Here is a 16434-nt window from a genome sequence, read left to right as displayed (position 1 = left end):
TTTTGCTTTCGAGAAGTATTTTTTTATTCATCGGATGATATTACAATTTCCACTGTAGTAGAAATTGTAGTGTGAAGACGGATTTTAATTTCGTATTCTCCAATCTGACGGATAGGCCCTTCAGGAAGTATTATTTCATGTTTTTCAATAGAAAAACCACGACTGACAATCGCTTCAGAAATTTCCCTCGGTCCTACTGAACCGAAAAGCTTCCCTTCGTTTCCAGATTTTGCCAGAATGCGGAAAGTTTTCCCTTCTAATTCCTTTGCGCGCACTTTAGCCCGTTCTATTTGTTCCGTCAGCAGCTTTTCCAGATCTGCACGATATTTTTCAAATTCTGCAACATGTTCTGTTGTAGCAAGTACCGCCTTTCCATGCGATAACAGAAAATTCCTTGCGTATCCAGGTTTTACAAGAACCTGATCGCCAATATTTCCTAAACCATTTACTTTTTCTCGCAAAATAACTTTTACAGTATTCATAACTTAAATCCTTATTATTTATTTCAATTTTGAAACAATACATAACGTTTTCGAAAATTACAGAAACTGTCCATAAGTCCTACGATAGCTAAAACGACAGTTGTAAAAAAAGTCAACAATAGTAGAGCAATATAGATTGTTATTATCAACAACAGCATCTCCTTCCGATTTATCGCCAACCGATGAAGAAGACTCAAGCCTCCTATCATAAAAGGAAGTAACAATGTAGGATAAATATCTTCCAGCCAACTCGATTGCCAAAACAAACCAATAGTAACAATGATCAACAGCATTGCACTCGTTTGATCCATACGGATCTCTGTAAATTCCAATCGAAATCGTCCTGGAAAAAAAAGAGCTGTTTGCCACCATCTGGCTAAAACTAGCAAAACAATTATTCCAAATAAAACAAAAAAAACAAAACTGCCGGTAGCGATAGTAGCTAAACTCCGAATAATTTCTGCAGAATGATTGGTATCCAAATGAAAAGTCAACATCCAGTCGTTAGTTAAAAAATAACCTTTGATTAATTCCACCCATATTTTCCGAATATTAGGAAAAACAAGATGAATTAGACTGACCAGTAAAATTCCTATTAAAGAAGCGGATTCCAACACTCGTTTCCAGGAAACAGTGTGACGCAGAATCAGAGCTAGTACAAACATTAAACCACATTGAGCCAACAATAGATCGAATCTGTAAAAAAATCCAAAATGTTGGGTTATCGCTAAGGCAATAGCAGGTAAAAGTATAAAAGATAAAACGGACAAACTCGCTTTATAGCCTTTTTGGAGCGTAATCAATCCTAAAACTAGGGAAGCGATAAAACCTACAGGTAAAACGAAACCCAATAACACACAACCTAGCGCAGACATAGATGCGCACATGTTATCGGCTAGTAGGTATTCTCCTAGTTTTTGAACTAAATTATTCAAATTACCTTAACTCTAAATTACACTTATCTCTCGAAAAAAATAAAAGATTGAATTTACCTATGCGTATCACAATACGGCAATAAAGCCAAATAACGAGCTATTTTAATGGCACGGGATAATTGACGTTGATATTTTGCGCTTGTTCCTGTGATGCGACTCGGAACTATACGGCCAGATTCCATAACGTAGTTTCTTAATAAGTCAACGTCTTTATAATCAATCTCTTGAATACTTTTTGCCTTAAAAACACAAAACTTTTTTCGACGAAACAAATATGCACTCCTCTCTAAATTTCTTTTGGTGATGCTTCGGCAGATTCCACAACAAATTTCGATTTTTCTCTTTGATCTCTTTGAATATTATCCCAATTCGAGACTTTTTGCGATAAGAGAAGGCTCAATAATGGCACGATTGCGTTTTAAAACCAGACTGCGAATTACGGCATCATTATAACGAAAGGCGTTTCTCAGATCATCTAGAACAGTTTTGCTACACTCAACATTCATCAAAAGATAGTGAGCTTTATGCGCTTTATGAATAGAATAAGCCAGCTGCCGACGCCCCCAGTTTTCTAAACGGTGGATTTTGGCCTTACCTCCGGATATCATCGTTTGATAGCGCTCAATCATCTGTGATACCTGGCTACTCTGATCAGGATGAATCAAAATCACGATCTCGTAGTGCCGCATGCCATTTTTTCCTTTCAGTCAAGCAATCCTGAGAAAACTTCTGAGATTGCATCGGTAAAATAAAGGTGATATTCTAGTCGAACTTACAAAGAAGATCAAATTCAATCTAAAGGTATGATTCTTTATATTCAATCCACCCAGATCAAACCGGTTTTAGTTTAGATAGAAGATAGATAAGAAAGATCTTAAAATACCAAAGTGTTTTGGTTTGTAATCGAAAAACAATATAAGTTATGTTGCTTACTGAAAATATTGGTGTTGGAAATTATCGAATCCAATCTTACGATTCCAAATCGGTTTTGATCAATGAAACGCTCTATACCTCAAGCGTCGTTGTTTTTCCCTCCGTTCTTATTGAAAATTGGGGACCAAAATCTTTGGAAGATATAAAGATTAGACATTTTCGCAGTATATTTTCTTTGAATCCCGAAACAATTATTCTTGGTACTGGGAGAAAGTTTTCCTTTTTAGATCCGGAAAAACTTGAATTACTTCTTCAACAGAAAATCGGAATTGAATGTATGGATACAGGCGCTGCCTGCCGAACCTATTCAGCTCTGAATTCCCAAGGAAGAAGAGTAGCGGCAGCGCTGATTATATAAAATTACGAGTTCATGAAAAAATTAATTATTGTGGCTGCACAGATTAATTTGCTAGTTGGAGACGTTGAAGGTAATACTCAACTCATTATTGATACTTCCAATCGTGCTTATCGTGAAAGCAGAGCTGATATTATATTGTTTCCCGAATTAGCTATTACCAGCTATCCACCGGAAGATTGGATTTTCCGACCCGCGCTTTATCGACGTGTGCACCGAGCGCTGTGGCGTATTTCTAAAGAAGTTAAGCATATTGTTGTCATTGTAGGATATCCGGACTTTCAAGATAAGCATTACTACAACAAAGCAGCTGTAATTACCGAAGAAAAGATAATTGCGACCTATAAAAAACACGCACTGCCTAATTATCAAGTTTTTGATGAAAAACGTTACTTTTCTTCTGGAAATCAACTTTGCATTGTAGAAATTAAAGGAGTCAAAATTGGATTGTTGATTTGTGAAGACTTGTGGCTAGAAAATCCTTTAAAAGACACTGTTAAAGCGGGAGCGCAATTGATTGCTTGCATAAATGCTTCTCCTTTCACTCAAGACAAACCACTTCGACGACGTAATTTATTGGCAGAACGTACTCGAAAATACCATGTTCCCATTATTTATTTGAATTTGATTGGAGGACAAGATGGGCTTGTCTTTGATGGTGGTTCTATGGTATTTGACCACAATGGAGATTGTGTTCAGCAATGTACTTATTGCAAAGAAGAGTTAATGGTTGTTGAAATTGATTGCGGACGCCGATTAGATATATGTACTAAAGATCCTTTGTTATCAGAACCACTATTGGATGAAGAAAAAATTTACAATGTTTTGGTATTGGGTATTCGCGATTATATCAATAAAAACAATTTCCCTGACGCTATTATAGGTCTTTCTGGAGGGATCGATTCAGCTTTAACACTAGCCATCGCCGTCGACGCTATTGGTCCATCTCGAGTGAGCGGAGTTCTGATGCCGTCTGCATTTACTTCCAAAATAAGTATTGAAGACGCACAATCAGAAGCCAAAGCGTTAAAGATTTCTACATCTGTGATTGACATTACCTCCATTTTTCAAGAGTTCCTTCAAAGTTTAGCCTCGGAATTTTCAGATCTTTCCGGAAAAAGTACTTCTCTTCTTAGAGATACTACTGAAGAAAATCTACAAGCACGCATTCGGGGTACCTTGCTAATGGCTTTGTCTAATAAAAAGGGTTCTATTGTCTTGACAACTGGAAATAAAAGTGAAATATCCGTTGGATATACAACATTATACGGCGATATGGCTGGAGGTCTCAGTGTGTTAAAAGATGTCTATAAAACCATGGTGTATCGATTGTGCAAATACCGAAACGCTATTTCACCCGTCATTCCAGAGCGCGTCTTAGTCCGAGCGCCTTCTGCAGAACTTGCTCCTAATCAAAAAGATCAAGATGACTTACCACCTTATCCAGTGTTGGATGAAATTTTAGAAAATTACATTGGGAAAAACCAAGATCCGAATACTATTGCGGCTGTTAGTGGTTTCGATATCAGGATGGTCGATAAAATAGTACAGATGGTCAATCGCAACGAATACAAGAGACGCCAAGCACCTGTTGGTATTCGCATCACAGATTGCTCTTTTGATAAAGATCGACGGTATCCGATTACCTCTAGGTTTCCAAAAGATGTTTAGAATTATTTTTCCAGAGTCATCATATCTCTAACAGTTAGGAACAATTTAGGTCAACAGTTTTAGAGTTTTTGGAAAAATCTCTGAACTTCCTAGTTCTTGTGGTTCTTGTGAAAATAAATTGAGAACGTATAGCGAACTCATTCAGACAGAAACTCCCCCCTTCCTCATTAATCAACAATCAACATTAATCAACTTGCTTCATACTGAGACGAACTCGACCTTGTCTATCAATTTCAATGACTTTAACACGCACTATTTGACCTTTCTGAAGATAATCCCGTACGTTCGCTACACATTTGGTCGAAATCTGCGATATATGAACAAGTCCTTGATAATTAGGCAAAATCTTAACTACTGCTCCAAAATCCAAGATCTTAACAACCGGGCCTTCATACATCTTACCCAATTCCACTTCAGCTGTTAATTCTTCAATCCGCTTTCTCGCCGCTTCTCCTTCCTCTGTAGAAAACGCAGCGATTTTAATTCTTCCATCGTCAGAAATATCGATAGCACAATTTGTTGCTTCAGTAATTCCCCGAATCATTACCCCTCCTTTTCCGATAACATCACGAATCTTTTCTGGATTGATCTTCATTGTGATATAGCGCGGTGCCAATTGAGAAATTTGTGAGCGGGGTCGAGCAATAGCAGCATCCATTATGTCGAGAACATAGAGACGATTTTTCCTTGCCTGCTCAAGAACACACTCCATAATTTCTTCAGTAATACCTCTAATTTTAATATCCATTTGCAGTGCTGTTATACCATCTCTCGTACCAGTTACTTTAAAATCCATATCACCCAAATAATCCTCCTCACCGAGAATGTCCGACAAGATTCTGTATTTATCTCCTTCCTTGATTAATCCCATAGAAATACCTGAAACAGATGATTTCACAGGGACTCCAGCATCCATAAGCGCCAAACTACTCCCGCATACGCTTGCCATAGAACTCGAACCGTTTGATCCGAGAATCTCGGAAACTATCCGAATTACATAAGGAAATTCTGACAAATTGGTAGGAACTACCGAAACGATCGCTCTCTTCGCTAGACGTCCGTGCCCAATTTCTCTTCGTTTAGGACCGCTCATAAAACCAACTTTTCCGACACAAAAAGGTGGAAAATTGTAGTGAAAGATAAAATCTTCACGACGGTCTCCATCCAAATCATCGACCATCTGGGCATCTCGCTCGGTTCCCAAAGTAACAACCACTAAAGCCTGAGTTTCTCCTCGAGTAAATAAAGCCGAACCATGAGAACGAGGCAATACACCTACACGTATAGAAATAGGACGTATGGTTTCGGCGTCTCGTCCGTCAATTCGAGGATGACCCGACAAAATTCTGTCACGAACAACTTTACGTTCCAAATCGTGAAAAATAGACACCACTTCCTGTACAGCAATAGAATTCCCTTCTCCATTTTTTTCTGAAGTGATGTCAGTTAAAAGATTATCCCTAATAATTTGAATCCGATTCTTACGAACATCTTTCTCTACAATACAGTAGGCTTCTTGGAGAGAAGATTTTGTCTTTTTAGTTATTAAGGCTTCCAATTCTCTATTAGGTTCAGGTGGATGCCACTCCCATTTGTTATTTGTAATGACGATAGACGCTTCAACAAATTCATCAATAGCATGAATAGCTTTTTGCATAGCATTGTGTCCATACAATACGGCTTCTAATATAACGGATTCCGACAACTCCTTAGATTCCAGTTCAACCATAAGAATCGCATCTTTTGTACCAGAAACAGTCAGATCAAGTTGTGATTTCTTTAATCCTTCTAAAGAAGGATTTAGAAGGAATCCAATTTCCTTTCCTTGATAACCAACGCGCGCTGCACCTAAAAGAGCACTAAACGGGACACCGGATACACCTAAAGCGGCTGAAGCTCCTAGAATAGCGGGAACGTCTGCAGGCACTTCCGGATCCATAGAAAGAACAGTAGCAACAATTTGAATTTCGTCAGAAAAATTTTTGGGAAATAAAGGACGTACAGAACGATCGATTAATCGAGAAGTTAAAGTTTCTTTTTCTGTAGGACGCCCTTCTCGTTTAAAATAGCCACCAGGAATTTTTCCTGCTGCGTAAATTCTTTCTTGATAATTGACAGACAACGGTAAGAAGTCGCTTTTTTTTTCCTCTTCTTTTTGAACAACTACCGTTACTAAGACGACAGTGTCTCCCATTTGCACCATCGCGGCTCCCATCGACTGGCGCGCTACATCTCCCGTTTCAAGCACAACACGATGTGTTCCGTACTGGAAAGTCTTACTAATCTTTGTCATGATTGTTCCTACAAATTTTATGATCGTAACTTCAATTGCTTAATGAGTTTTTGATACCGTTCTGTATCGTTCCTTTTCAGATAATCCAGTATTTTTCTTCGTCGATTAACTATACGCAACAAGCCTCGACGAGAATGATGGTCTTTTTTGTGATTTCTAAAATGTTCAGCGAGGCTAGAAATTTTTCCACTCAAAATAGCTATCTGAACTTCAGAAGATCCGATGTCATTCTTATGCCGCTGATATGTTTTAATAATCATCCCCGTTTCTTTAGACGTTAAAGACAAATCTTCCTTCCCCACTTCTTCATTTTATTTTTATTTATCCGAGCACAACACCCAAAAATACACCGATACCACGGATTTCAAGATGTGGAATATTGTACCTTTATGAAACGTCAGACGCAACATTCTCTACAATGTGTTTTACAAAGTCTTTCCTAGCCTTACAAGGCTTACAAACAAGCCCTGTCACAACATCAACTAGACGAATAAACTTCGTACAGAATGTCAAAATGTATATCATTACCTATTTTTTAGACGAACAGAAGTGTAAAATCAAGAACAAAAGTTTTGTATTCTCATGTTTGTTCAATATTCTCCAATCTCTAACAACCTTCCTTATATACTTGCAAGACCCTGCAGATTTTTAAAAAACCAAAAATTCAAGAGATATTTTATCTCAATGAGTCTAAAAATTCGATAAGTCTAAAAATACAATTTACCTTCTCTCTAAAACAGTAACGGTAAGATAAAAACCTTACTTATTTCCTGCTCGCTCGCACTTTTGAATTTTAGATAAAATTCCGGATCATCGTTCCCAATTCCAATTTTGAGAATACCAAACTTTGTTACTTGTTGAAGCAGATCTTCAGCTCGTTTTACAAATCTCTAGTTTTGCCAACTATTAAAAATAGCTGTTTTAAACTTATTTGAACAGACGATTCATATTTTTCATAATCACGAATTCAAAACGTATCTCTAAAACATAAATCAGTGACAAATCGTCGCTTGCGCAAAGGTTCTTCATGATCGTATTTGTTCACTAAGGTTTAGAAAGAAAAATCTGTAACCATAACCCACTAATTTAAAAGCTGATTGTACAAAATAAACAGAAATCTTGCGCTTCATCAATTCAGTGATTGCGACTTGATTTTTAACGACTCTATGTTATATATGGGTTTTGCTGGTAATTACCAACGCTACAAGAAACCGAGAAAATTCCTTGTTCTGTTAAGAAATAACCAATATATATATATATATAGAGAAACAATGGATATGAAATTAGAATTTCTTACGGCTTTGTCCCCTCTTGACGGACGATATAGAAAAAAATTGAGAAGTTTACAACTAGTGTTTAGTGAGTACGGTCTCATTAGAATTCGTGTTTTTATTGAAATACAATGGATTCTTTTTCTATCTTGTGAACGTTCTCTTTCTGAAATTCCGAGGTTGACTGCATTAGATCGCAAAAAACTAGAGCAAATTTCGAGAAGTTTTGACATAAAATCTGCAAGGTCTGTTAAAGAAATTGAAAGAATTACCAATCATGATGTCAAAGCGGTCGAATATTATCTTCGACAACAAATGAGGAAAGAAAAAAAATTTTCGGATTTAATCTATTTCGTACATTTTGGTTGCACTTCAGAAGACATCAACAATCTTTCTTATGCTCTTATGACTAGTACAGCTCAAGAAAGAATCTTGGGTCCTATCATCAAAAGAATCGGATTGTATTTACAGACTATGGCAACAAATTATGCGGAACTTTCTTTACTAAGTCGTACACACGGTCAACCGGCTTCACCTACGACATTAGGTAAAGAATTTGCAAATACAGTACAACGCCTCCACATCCAATATCGACATTTTACAAAAATGAAACTGTTGGCTAAAATCAACGGAGCTGTGGGTAATTTTAATGCCCACCGAGTATCATACCCTAATTTTGATTGGCCCAATTTTTCTAAGCGCTTTGTGAAGATGCTTGGGTTGGAATTTAGTGAATACACCACTCAAGTTGAGCCTCATGATCGACTGATCGAACTTTTGCAATCTCTTGTTCGTCTCAACAATATTCTAACTGATTTTTGTCAAGATATGTGGGGTTATATCAGTCTTGGGTATTTTCATCAAAAAATTGTAGAAAGCGAGTTCGGATCCTCAACAATGCCTCATAAAGTAAATCCCATTGACTTTGAAAATGCCGAAGGCAATTTAGGACTTGCTAATGCCTTAGCTAATCATATGATCAACAAACTTCCAATATCTCGTTGGCAAAGAGATTTAACAGATTCTACAGTCATGCGAAATCTAGGATGTGTATTCGGTTATTCACTTATCGCTTATAAATCCTTATTTAAGGGGCTGAAAAAAATAAATGTCAACGAGAACTGTATTAAAAAAGATCTCGATTCTCATTGGGAAGTACTATCGGAAGCTCTTCAAACTGTCATGCGTCGATATAGAGTGCCAAACGCTTATGAGAAATTGAAAACACTCACTCGAGATAAATCGATTAACAAAAATCAATTGAAAGAATTTATCGAAAAATTATTCATTCCTCAAGAAGCAAAAGAACATCTACAATCTTTGACTCCTAAAAACTACACCGGTTTCGCTTCGTCGTTAGCAAAAAAAATTCGGTATCTTCAATGGAATTGATTACCGAGATTCTTTAATGAGCAGCGGGATGGAAGAATAAGTGTGTATCTGTCTTTGGTTTTGATTCTTTCCAATCATCTTAATACCTAATAGTAGCCCCTGGAGATTGGACACAAATACTTTGATTAGTGGTTATTTTTGCATTTATGATAATTTGCAAATTCTCCAATGAAACTTCCAAAACTGCACTTTACAAAAAATCTCATCACACTTACCGTTCCGAAACAGAAAAATAGAGCATTTCCACTAGAGTTCACAAGTAATTTTGGACAAATTATCCTTTAGATTAAGTTTTTGTTTCGATTTCTACGAAAAACATCCATCATCTTGTGAATTTTATTTTTATAACGATATCAACTTCTTTATAACCCAACATAACCAACACAACATAATAAAGTAAAATGTCTTTCGCAGTGCGTTTTGAGAACGGATTTCTGTCGAAAATTATTAAAACAATTTCTCGTGAAAAACCTCAACATCAAATCTTTCTCTTCCCTAAAGTAAAAATAAAAATTTCGACAGCATACAATAACCATAATACTGTCTAAAAAATCAGTGTGTTGTAATCAAAAAAAAGAGAGTCGAAAATCTCCTTGCAAATAAACGAAGATAATAAATCGCTGACAAACTATATCTTTTATGATTGAATAACAGAAGTCTTCTCTTTAACGAGAAGAGAAAACGTTCACATCACGAATAAAACATAAAAAACAGTACAGTATGAAAAAAACTTACGATCCAAAACTCATTGAAAAAAAATGGACAGATTATTGGGAAAAAAATCAATTAAATCGTCCTTTTGGATCTGGAACCCCTTATTGCATCGTGTTGCCTCCACCTAATGTAACAGGAATTCTTCATATGGGACATAGTTTTCAGCAGACTCTTATGGATATTCTGGTTCGTTACCACAAGATGCAAGGGGATCGAGTTCTTTGGCAGGGGGGGACAGATCATGCAAGTATCGCTACTCAAATGGTAGTGGAACAAAATCTTGCTCGAGAAGGACTTACTCGAAATGATTTGGGGAGAAAATCTTTTATTGATCAAGTATGGAAATGGCGCAATCGTTCTGCTAATAAGATTGTTTGTCAAATGCGTCGATTAGGTGTTTGTATAGATTGGTCGCGAGAACGTTTCAGTATGGACACAGGTTTTTCTCGATCCACTATTGAGGCTTTTATTCGACTCTATCGTGAAGGCCTCATATATCGAGGGAAACGACTTGTCAATTGGGATCCTGTTTTAAAGACTGCCGTATCTGATCTCGAAGTAGTTACAGAAGAAATTGATGGATTGCTGTGGTACATCCGATACCCTTTGACAGATGGCATTGAATATCTCACAGTTGCTACTACTCGGCCTGAGACACTATTTGGTGATGTAGCCATTGCTGTTCACCCTAACGACATAATTCATAAAAAATACATTGGTAAATCAGTGCATCTGCCGTTGACCAATCGCGTTATTCCTATCATTTCAGACAGTTCTGTAGATCCAAAATTTGGAACAGGCAGTGTAAAAATTACACCTGCACACGATTTCAACGATTATGAAATAGGACAACGTCACCAATTGCCTTTAATCAATATTCTTACTTCTGCAGGACGATTGAACAAGAACGCGCCTCTTCCTTATCGAGGATTAGACCGTTTTGATGCTCGAGAAAAAATAGTGATTGCTCTTAGAGAGCGTCAGTTGCTCGATAAGACCGAATCCTATCGTATTTCTGTTCCTAAAGGGGAACGCTCTGGAGTCATTATCGAACCATTGTTAACAAATCAATGGTTTTTAAAAATGGAATCGATTTCGAAATCAGCTATGACAGTGGTCCAATCGGGATCGTTAAAATTTATTCCAAGTATTTGGGAAAAAACCTATTTACAATGGTTGACCGGTGTTCATGATTGGTGCATCAGTCGACAACTGTGGTGGGGTCATAGAATACCTGTTTGGTACGATGAAGAAGGAAAACACTACATTGGCTCTTCGCAAGAAGACATTCGAAAAAGATATTGTTTGGAAACTGCAACGAAGTTGGAACAAGAAACTGATGTACTTGATACCTGGTTTTCGGCAAGTTTATGGCCATTTGCCAGTCTGGGTTGGCCTAAAAAGACAAAATTTTACAAAAATTTTTACCCTACGCAAATCCTAGTTACTGGGTTTGATATTATTTTTTTCTGGGTTGCCAGAATGGTAATGATGGGGTTAAAACTTACTGGGAAAATTCCCTTTCGTGAAGTTTATATTCACGGACTGATCTGCGACAGTCGAGGAAGAAAAATGTCAAAATCAAAAGGAAACATTATTGATCCGATTGACATTATTGATGGAATTTCTTTAGAAAACCTCATTACGAAAAGAACTCATACGTTATTGCAACCAAAGTCGACTCAAGAAATTGAAAAAATGACACGTAAAGAGTTTCCGCAAGGTATTTCCGGTTATGGCGCAGACGCTTTACGATTTTCTTTTTGTACTTTAGCGACGAGTACCGGGCGTAGTATCAATTTCGATATGAATCGTGTTACGGGTTGTCGCAATTTTTGCAATAAAATTTGGAACGCAGCTCGTTTTGTTATTCTAAATACAGAAGAGAAAGATTTGAATTCTAAAAATCCTTTGACGCACAGTATTTTTGATCGTTGGATTCGCAGTCGTTTGCAACAAGTTATAAAAGAAACCAGAAAAGCTTTAGATTGCTACCACTTCGATATACTTGCTAGAATTTTATACGAGTTTTTCTGGAACGAATATTGCGATTGGTATGTGGAATGTGCCAAATGCCTTCTCTACAATGAACATATCCAATCTTCTCAAAAACTCGGTACTCGGATGACTCTTCTTGAAGTATTGAAAATTTTATTGCAACTTCTACATCCAATTATGCCTTTTGTTACAGAAGAAATTTGGCATATGATAGCCCCCCTCATAGGGGGAAAAGTCGACAGCATTATGGTCGGATCTTACCCAAAATTTAATGGATTTTATTTTGATGATAAAATAGATACAGAAATCGAATGGATCAAAAATGTCATTACTGCCATTCGAACATTGCGATCTGAGATGAATATTGCTCCTTCTAAAACTGTTACAATTATTTTTAGTAAAGGGCAAAAAAACGAAAAAAAACGTTTGCAAGCAGCGGAACAATATATAAAACCTCTGGGAAAAGTTATGCAATGGCTATGGATCGATGCTGACAGATCACTACCTCTCAGTATTAGTAGTGTTGTAGGCAATCTTGAAATTCATCTGCCTCTATCGGGATTAGTTCATAAAAGCAATGAACTTTCCCGAATAGAAAGAGAAATCGCCAGTCTCGAAAGAAAGGAACTAGGCTCTCTAAAAAAGCTGGATAATCCTAATTATACGAACAGGGCTCCTAGGGAAATTGTGGAGCAAGAACGTGTTTTCTTAGAAACAACGCGAAGAACTCTAAAAAAATTAAAATTACAGCACAAAAAAATCGAGAACTTGTAATTTGTTCAGATCCAGTTTATTTCGCCTAGCGAAAGCGGAACAGTTCCGAGAAGAGACCGAAGACCTCATCTTTCCTGAGTTAACGACACTATCTGGAGCTCTTTATGCCTAGAGCACTTTATGCATTCATCAATTGTATAGCTACTTTCAGATCGTTCCATATTTGAACTTTCAGTTTTCCGTTTCGCAACAGATCCGCCGGAGAATAGCTTCTAATTATTGTTGTCGATTTTTTCAAAGTACACATAAAAAACTCCGACACTTGAGAACCCAAAAAAATTGCGCATTTCCCGAATTCATTAGAAGATTCGAAACAACCAAATCGAAATCCGCCCCTAATTTGTTTTCTTGTAGCTCTCGCAATTTTCTCTACCAATTGGGCTTCTATTTTATTTCGCAATATCGCATCGGCCAACAGAATTCCTGCTTGCCGGTTTTGGTGATCAAACAAATCGTAACGAAAGTATCCGTATGAATCAGGTGTACGAAAACGCCAAATGTCGATTCCTATCGATTGCAAATATCTCATACTTTAAAAAGGATTTTACCATACCACAATAAGATTCTTCCATACACTAATTCCAAAAATATCTTGGTTTGTTTATTAGAAATTTCTTACTTACCACAGCCCCTCTCCTGTGTTAGAATATTTTGGGTCTTATGAGTAAAATTTCGAAAATTGTCTTGCCTCTTTTGGGTATTACTGCGCTGTTCTTTATCGGTTTTTTCTACTGGAAACACAAAAATCGTTATCCCAGTACAGACGATGCGTATGTTCAAACAAACGTAATCGATATTTCTCCTCAAATTAGCGGAGCAGTTGTTAAAGTGTATGTTCACGATCATCAGCATGTTCGGAAAGGACAACCGCTTTTTGATATTGATCCAACTCCTTTTACTATCGATCTTATTAAGGCCAATGCGCAGCTCAATGAGACCAAACAGAAAATTCGAGCCGCTGATGCAGCCATACAATCAGCAAGAGATTTGGTATCTCAAAAAAAAGCCGAACTCGCTCGTGCTTGTCTTCTTATTCGGAGAGGGTTGGATTTGATGGAAAAGCAATTTTTTTCTTGTACCGACAGTTGCCTTATCGTCAGAAATTTAGATATAGCTAAAATTGCACTGGTAGCAGCGCAGGATAGATTACAAGTTTTGCTTAAAGAACGTGGACAAATTGGTGGAAACAATGCTCAATTACAACTAGCAAAAGCGACTCTAGAAAAATCACAGCTCGATTTGACATATACACACGTTGTAGCGCCGGTCGACGGATTCGTAGCTCATTTTAGCTTACGTCAAGGCGATAATATCAGTGCTTATCAATCTTTATTCGCTTTAATCGAAGACCAAACATGGTGGGCTACAGCTAATTTTAAAGAGACACAGATCGCAAATATTCATCCAGGACAGTCAGCTACTATTACAATTGATATGTATCCAGGCCAGGTGTTTCTTGGACGTGTTGAGAGCATTAGTGTAAGCAGCGAAACGAGTTTTTCTTTATTGCCATCAGAAAATGCTAGTGGTAATTGGGTCAAAGCAATTCAACGGTTTCCTATAAAAGTTGTTATCGTAGAACGCAATCCAACTTGTCCTTTTCGCTTGGGCGCAAGCAGTACCGTCACTATTGATACGGCTCAATAGCTATGAATCACCTCTCCGTACTACCAAAAGATGACAATCCCCATACTCAAAGATGGATTACCATTCTTACTATTATGATGGTTGCCATATTGGAAGTTCTGGATTCTACTATCGTCAATGTCGCGTTACCTCATATGATGCCCTCTCTTGGAGCAAATCAAAATCAAATTACCTGGGTATTGACTTCGTATGTGGTCTCTTCGGCCGTTATGTTACCTTTAACGGGATTTTTTAGTAGTCGTATTGGACAAAAACAATTGCTTTTGACAAATATTACAGGATTTATGATAGCATCTATTTTATGCGGAATTTCGCAATCTCTATTGGAGATGGTAATTTTCCGAATTTTTCAAGGTCTATTCGGATCGTCTCTTATTCCATTATCTCAATCAATTTTACGAGAAACGTTTCCTCTGGAAGAACAAGGAAAAGCAATGGCGATCTGGGGAATTGGAATTATGGCTGCACCGATATTCGGTCCCACTATAGGTGGTTTTATTACTGAACATGCAAACTGGAGGTGGATTTTCTATATTAATCTCCCGGTATGTCTGTTGGGATTTGTGTTGACTTTATTTGTAATTCGTGAAACAGAACGTTACCACCAACGTATCGATTGGCTCGGACTGACTCTGATGATAATTGGGGGCGGCGCGTTACAAATCTTTCTCGATAAAGGAAACGAAAGCGGTTGGTTAAATTCCAACACAATTTTGGCACTTTCTTGCGTCGCCGCTTTTTGCATAATCTATTTCATTATACGAAGTCTCACTCATCCTACTCCTGTAATTAAATTAACTATCTTTAGGGATTCTAACTTCAGAGTTTCATGTCTCGTACTGTCTCTGTTTTCAGGAGCGCTATTTAGCTTTATCACTTTAGAACCGATTTTATTAGAACGTCTGTTTAGTTATTCGGCTTTAATTGCCGGATGGACAATGGCACCTTTAGGAATTTTCAGCACCGTTGCTATGATATTCGTTCCACAGTTGATGAAACGTATCAATATTAAAATTATTTTAACTACAGGAATGTTATCTTGTGCCTACGGAATTCTCCGGTTCACACACATCAATTTAAATTCGTCAATGCAGGAATTTTTAGTAAACAACTCTTTTCTTGGTTTTGGCATGGGGTTTCTGATGATTCCACTTACTACTTATTCTCTGGCTACTCTACCTAAAAAGGACATTACAGAAGGCGCCGGTTTATACAGTTATTCCCGAATGTTAGGAACTTCTGTAGGTATTTCCCTCATAAGCACCCTTGTTAGTCGTACCACACAAATCAATTGGAATACTTTATCAAGTCAAATCACTATTTATAATTCTAATTTTCGCCAATGGACTAATAATGTACACCAATTGTCTTTTTTAAATCCATTGAGAATTGAACATCTTGGTGTTGTTTTACAACAACAAGCAAGCCTACTTGGTTTTTTAAGTGGTTTTCGAACCATTTCTATTGTCTTCATCTTACTGATACCATTATCGCTTACTTTAAAAAGTATTGAATTGCGCAGTGATACCACTGCTTCTGCGTCTTCGAATTAGGATCAACAAATATGAAATGTATTTTCTGCAAAATTTCTAGAAGTGAACGTGGTAAATTAATTTACGAAGACAACCAAATAGTGGCATTTCACGATATCGAACCTCAAGCCCCTATTCATGTTCTTATTATTCCTCGTCGTCATATTGTTACAATTAATGATTTGTCTCACGAAGACAAAAAACTCATAGGCCATATGGTAACAACATCAGTTCAGATAGCTCGGAATAAAGACATTGCAAATTTTGGGTATCGACTTGTATTCAATTGCAATTATGATGGAGGACAAATTGTAGATCACATACATCTCCACTTACTTGGGGGTCGAAAAATGAAATGGCCTCCAGGATAAACTGGCAGGATAAACTGGAAATCGAAAAGACCTTTTTTAATTTTTTAATGATCGAACCAGAAATCA

Annotated in this window: 14 protein-coding genes; 7 read left to right on the top strand and 7 right to left on the bottom strand. The window is 37.2% G+C overall.

Annotation, left to right across the window (positions count from 1 at the left end; genetic code table 11):
- Window positions 1–23 precede the first annotated feature (23 nt).
- The 4 genes from rplI to rpsF form a co-directional block, all read right to left on the bottom strand.
- A complete protein-coding gene (gene rplI / locus EGQ50_RS02200) occupies window positions 24–482 on the bottom strand; it encodes a 50S ribosomal protein L9 (RefSeq protein WP_159748166.1) in 459 nt (152 codons plus the stop codon).
- A 23-nt stretch (window positions 483–505) separates the two neighbouring features.
- Window positions 506–1417, bottom strand: a complete 912-nt coding sequence (locus tag EGQ50_RS02195) for a hypothetical protein (RefSeq protein ID WP_246168933.1) — start codon at window positions 1415–1417, stop codon at window positions 506–508.
- 53 nt (window positions 1418–1470) lie between these two features.
- Window positions 1471–1689, bottom strand: coding sequence for a 30S ribosomal protein S18 (gene rpsR, locus EGQ50_RS02190; RefSeq protein ID WP_159748164.1), 219 nt, complete (start codon window positions 1687–1689; stop codon window positions 1471–1473).
- 87 nt (window positions 1690–1776) lie between these two features.
- Window positions 1777–2106 carry a 30S ribosomal protein S6 gene (rpsF, locus tag EGQ50_RS02185; protein WP_159748162.1) on the bottom strand — a complete coding sequence of 110 codons (330 nt, stop codon included), beginning with the start codon at window positions 2104–2106 and terminating at the stop codon, window positions 1777–1779.
- Between the two features lie 233 nt (window positions 2107–2339).
- Here rpsF and EGQ50_RS02180 point away from each other — a divergent pair, with 233 nt between their 5' ends.
- Window positions 2340–2708: an Mth938-like domain-containing protein gene (locus tag EGQ50_RS02180; RefSeq protein WP_159748160.1), complete on the top strand. Its 369-nt coding sequence runs from the start codon at window positions 2340–2342 to the stop codon at window positions 2706–2708.
- Between the two features lie 12 nt (window positions 2709–2720).
- Window positions 2721–4376, top strand: a complete 1656-nt coding sequence (locus EGQ50_RS02175) for an NAD+ synthase (protein ID WP_159748158.1) — start codon at window positions 2721–2723, stop codon at window positions 4374–4376.
- A gap of 184 nt (window positions 4377–4560) precedes the next feature.
- On the opposite strand, the gene pnp is transcribed toward EGQ50_RS02175, so the two are convergent.
- Window positions 4561–6669 carry a polyribonucleotide nucleotidyltransferase gene (gene pnp / locus EGQ50_RS02170; RefSeq protein ID WP_159748156.1) on the bottom strand — a complete coding sequence of 703 codons (2109 nt, stop codon included), beginning with the start codon at window positions 6667–6669 and terminating at the stop codon, window positions 4561–4563.
- A 17-nt stretch (window positions 6670–6686) separates the two neighbouring features.
- A complete protein-coding gene (gene rpsO, locus EGQ50_RS02165) occupies window positions 6687–6956 on the bottom strand; it encodes a 30S ribosomal protein S15 (RefSeq protein ID WP_159748154.1) in 270 nt (89 codons plus the stop codon).
- Window positions 6957–7946: 990 nt separating this feature from the next.
- Here rpsO and purB point away from each other — a divergent pair.
- The gene (gene purB, locus EGQ50_RS02160; RefSeq protein ID WP_159748152.1) at window positions 7947–9332 is read left to right on the top strand and encodes an adenylosuccinate lyase; all 1386 of its coding nucleotides are present in this window, start codon (window positions 7947–7949) and stop codon (window positions 9330–9332) included.
- A gap of 720 nt (window positions 9333–10052) precedes the next feature.
- The gene (locus tag EGQ50_RS02155; protein WP_159748150.1) at window positions 10053–12818 is read left to right on the top strand and encodes a valine--tRNA ligase; all 2766 of its coding nucleotides are present in this window, start codon (window positions 10053–10055) and stop codon (window positions 12816–12818) included.
- A 118-nt stretch (window positions 12819–12936) separates the two neighbouring features.
- On the opposite strand, the gene EGQ50_RS02150 is transcribed toward EGQ50_RS02155, so the two are convergent.
- Window positions 12937–13347, bottom strand: a complete 411-nt coding sequence (locus EGQ50_RS02150; protein ID WP_159748148.1) for a uracil-DNA glycosylase family protein — start codon at window positions 13345–13347, stop codon at window positions 12937–12939.
- A gap of 131 nt (window positions 13348–13478) precedes the next feature.
- Here EGQ50_RS02150 and EGQ50_RS02145 point away from each other — a divergent pair, with 131 nt between their 5' ends.
- Genes EGQ50_RS02145 through EGQ50_RS02135 form a run of 3 tightly spaced genes read left to right on the top strand, consistent with a single transcriptional unit; the run spans window position 13479 to window position 16368 of the window.
- Window positions 13479–14465 (top strand): HlyD family secretion protein, encoded by a 987-nt coding sequence (locus EGQ50_RS02145; protein WP_159748146.1) that lies wholly within the window; start codon window positions 13479–13481, stop codon window positions 14463–14465.
- Between the two features lie 2 nt (window positions 14466–14467).
- Entirely contained in the window at window positions 14468–16018 is a 1551-nt protein-coding gene (locus tag EGQ50_RS02140; RefSeq protein ID WP_159748144.1) for a DHA2 family efflux MFS transporter permease subunit, read from the top strand.
- 11 nt (window positions 16019–16029) lie between these two features.
- A complete protein-coding gene (locus EGQ50_RS02135) occupies window positions 16030–16368 on the top strand; it encodes a histidine triad nucleotide-binding protein (RefSeq protein ID WP_159748142.1) in 339 nt (112 codons plus the stop codon).
- Window positions 16369–16434 lie beyond the last annotated feature (66 nt).

The organism is Coxiella endosymbiont of Amblyomma sculptum (assembly GCF_009883795.1).
Classification (GTDB): Bacteria; Pseudomonadota; Gammaproteobacteria; order Coxiellales; family Coxiellaceae; genus Coxiella.
Note: the sequence above shows the minus strand (reverse complement) of the source record. Positions and strands in the feature narration are given on the sequence as shown.

What these genes read in the sequence shown, in the direction of transcription:
- EGQ50_RS02150 (WP_159748148.1), bottom strand. Translation starts at nt 13,347, where the DNA reads ATGAGATATTTGCAATCGATAGGAATCGACATTTGGCGTTTTCGTACA.
- EGQ50_RS02180 (WP_159748160.1), top strand. Translation starts at nt 2,340, where the DNA reads ATGTTGCTTACTGAAAATATTGGTGTTGGAAATTATCGAATCCAATCT.
- EGQ50_RS02135 (WP_159748142.1), top strand. Translation starts at nt 16,030, where the DNA reads ATGAAATGTATTTTCTGCAAAATTTCTAGAAGTGAACGTGGTAAATTA.
- rplI (WP_159748166.1), bottom strand. Translation starts at nt 482, where the DNA reads ATGAATACTGTAAAAGTTATTTTGCGAGAAAAAGTAAATGGTTTAGGA.
- purB (WP_159748152.1), top strand. Translation starts at nt 7,947, where the DNA reads ATGAAATTAGAATTTCTTACGGCTTTGTCCCCTCTTGACGGACGATAT.
- pnp (WP_159748156.1), bottom strand. Translation starts at nt 6,669, where the DNA reads ATGACAAAGATTAGTAAGACTTTCCAGTACGGAACACATCGTGTTGTG.
- rpsF (WP_159748162.1), bottom strand. Translation starts at nt 2,106, where the DNA reads ATGCGGCACTACGAGATCGTGATTTTGATTCATCCTGATCAGAGTAGC.
- EGQ50_RS02175 (WP_159748158.1), top strand. Translation starts at nt 2,721, where the DNA reads ATGAAAAAATTAATTATTGTGGCTGCACAGATTAATTTGCTAGTTGGA.
- EGQ50_RS02155 (WP_159748150.1), top strand. Translation starts at nt 10,053, where the DNA reads ATGAAAAAAACTTACGATCCAAAACTCATTGAAAAAAAATGGACAGAT.
- EGQ50_RS02140 (WP_159748144.1), top strand. Translation starts at nt 14,468, where the DNA reads ATGAATCACCTCTCCGTACTACCAAAAGATGACAATCCCCATACTCAA.
- EGQ50_RS02145 (WP_159748146.1), top strand. Translation starts at nt 13,479, where the DNA reads ATGAGTAAAATTTCGAAAATTGTCTTGCCTCTTTTGGGTATTACTGCG.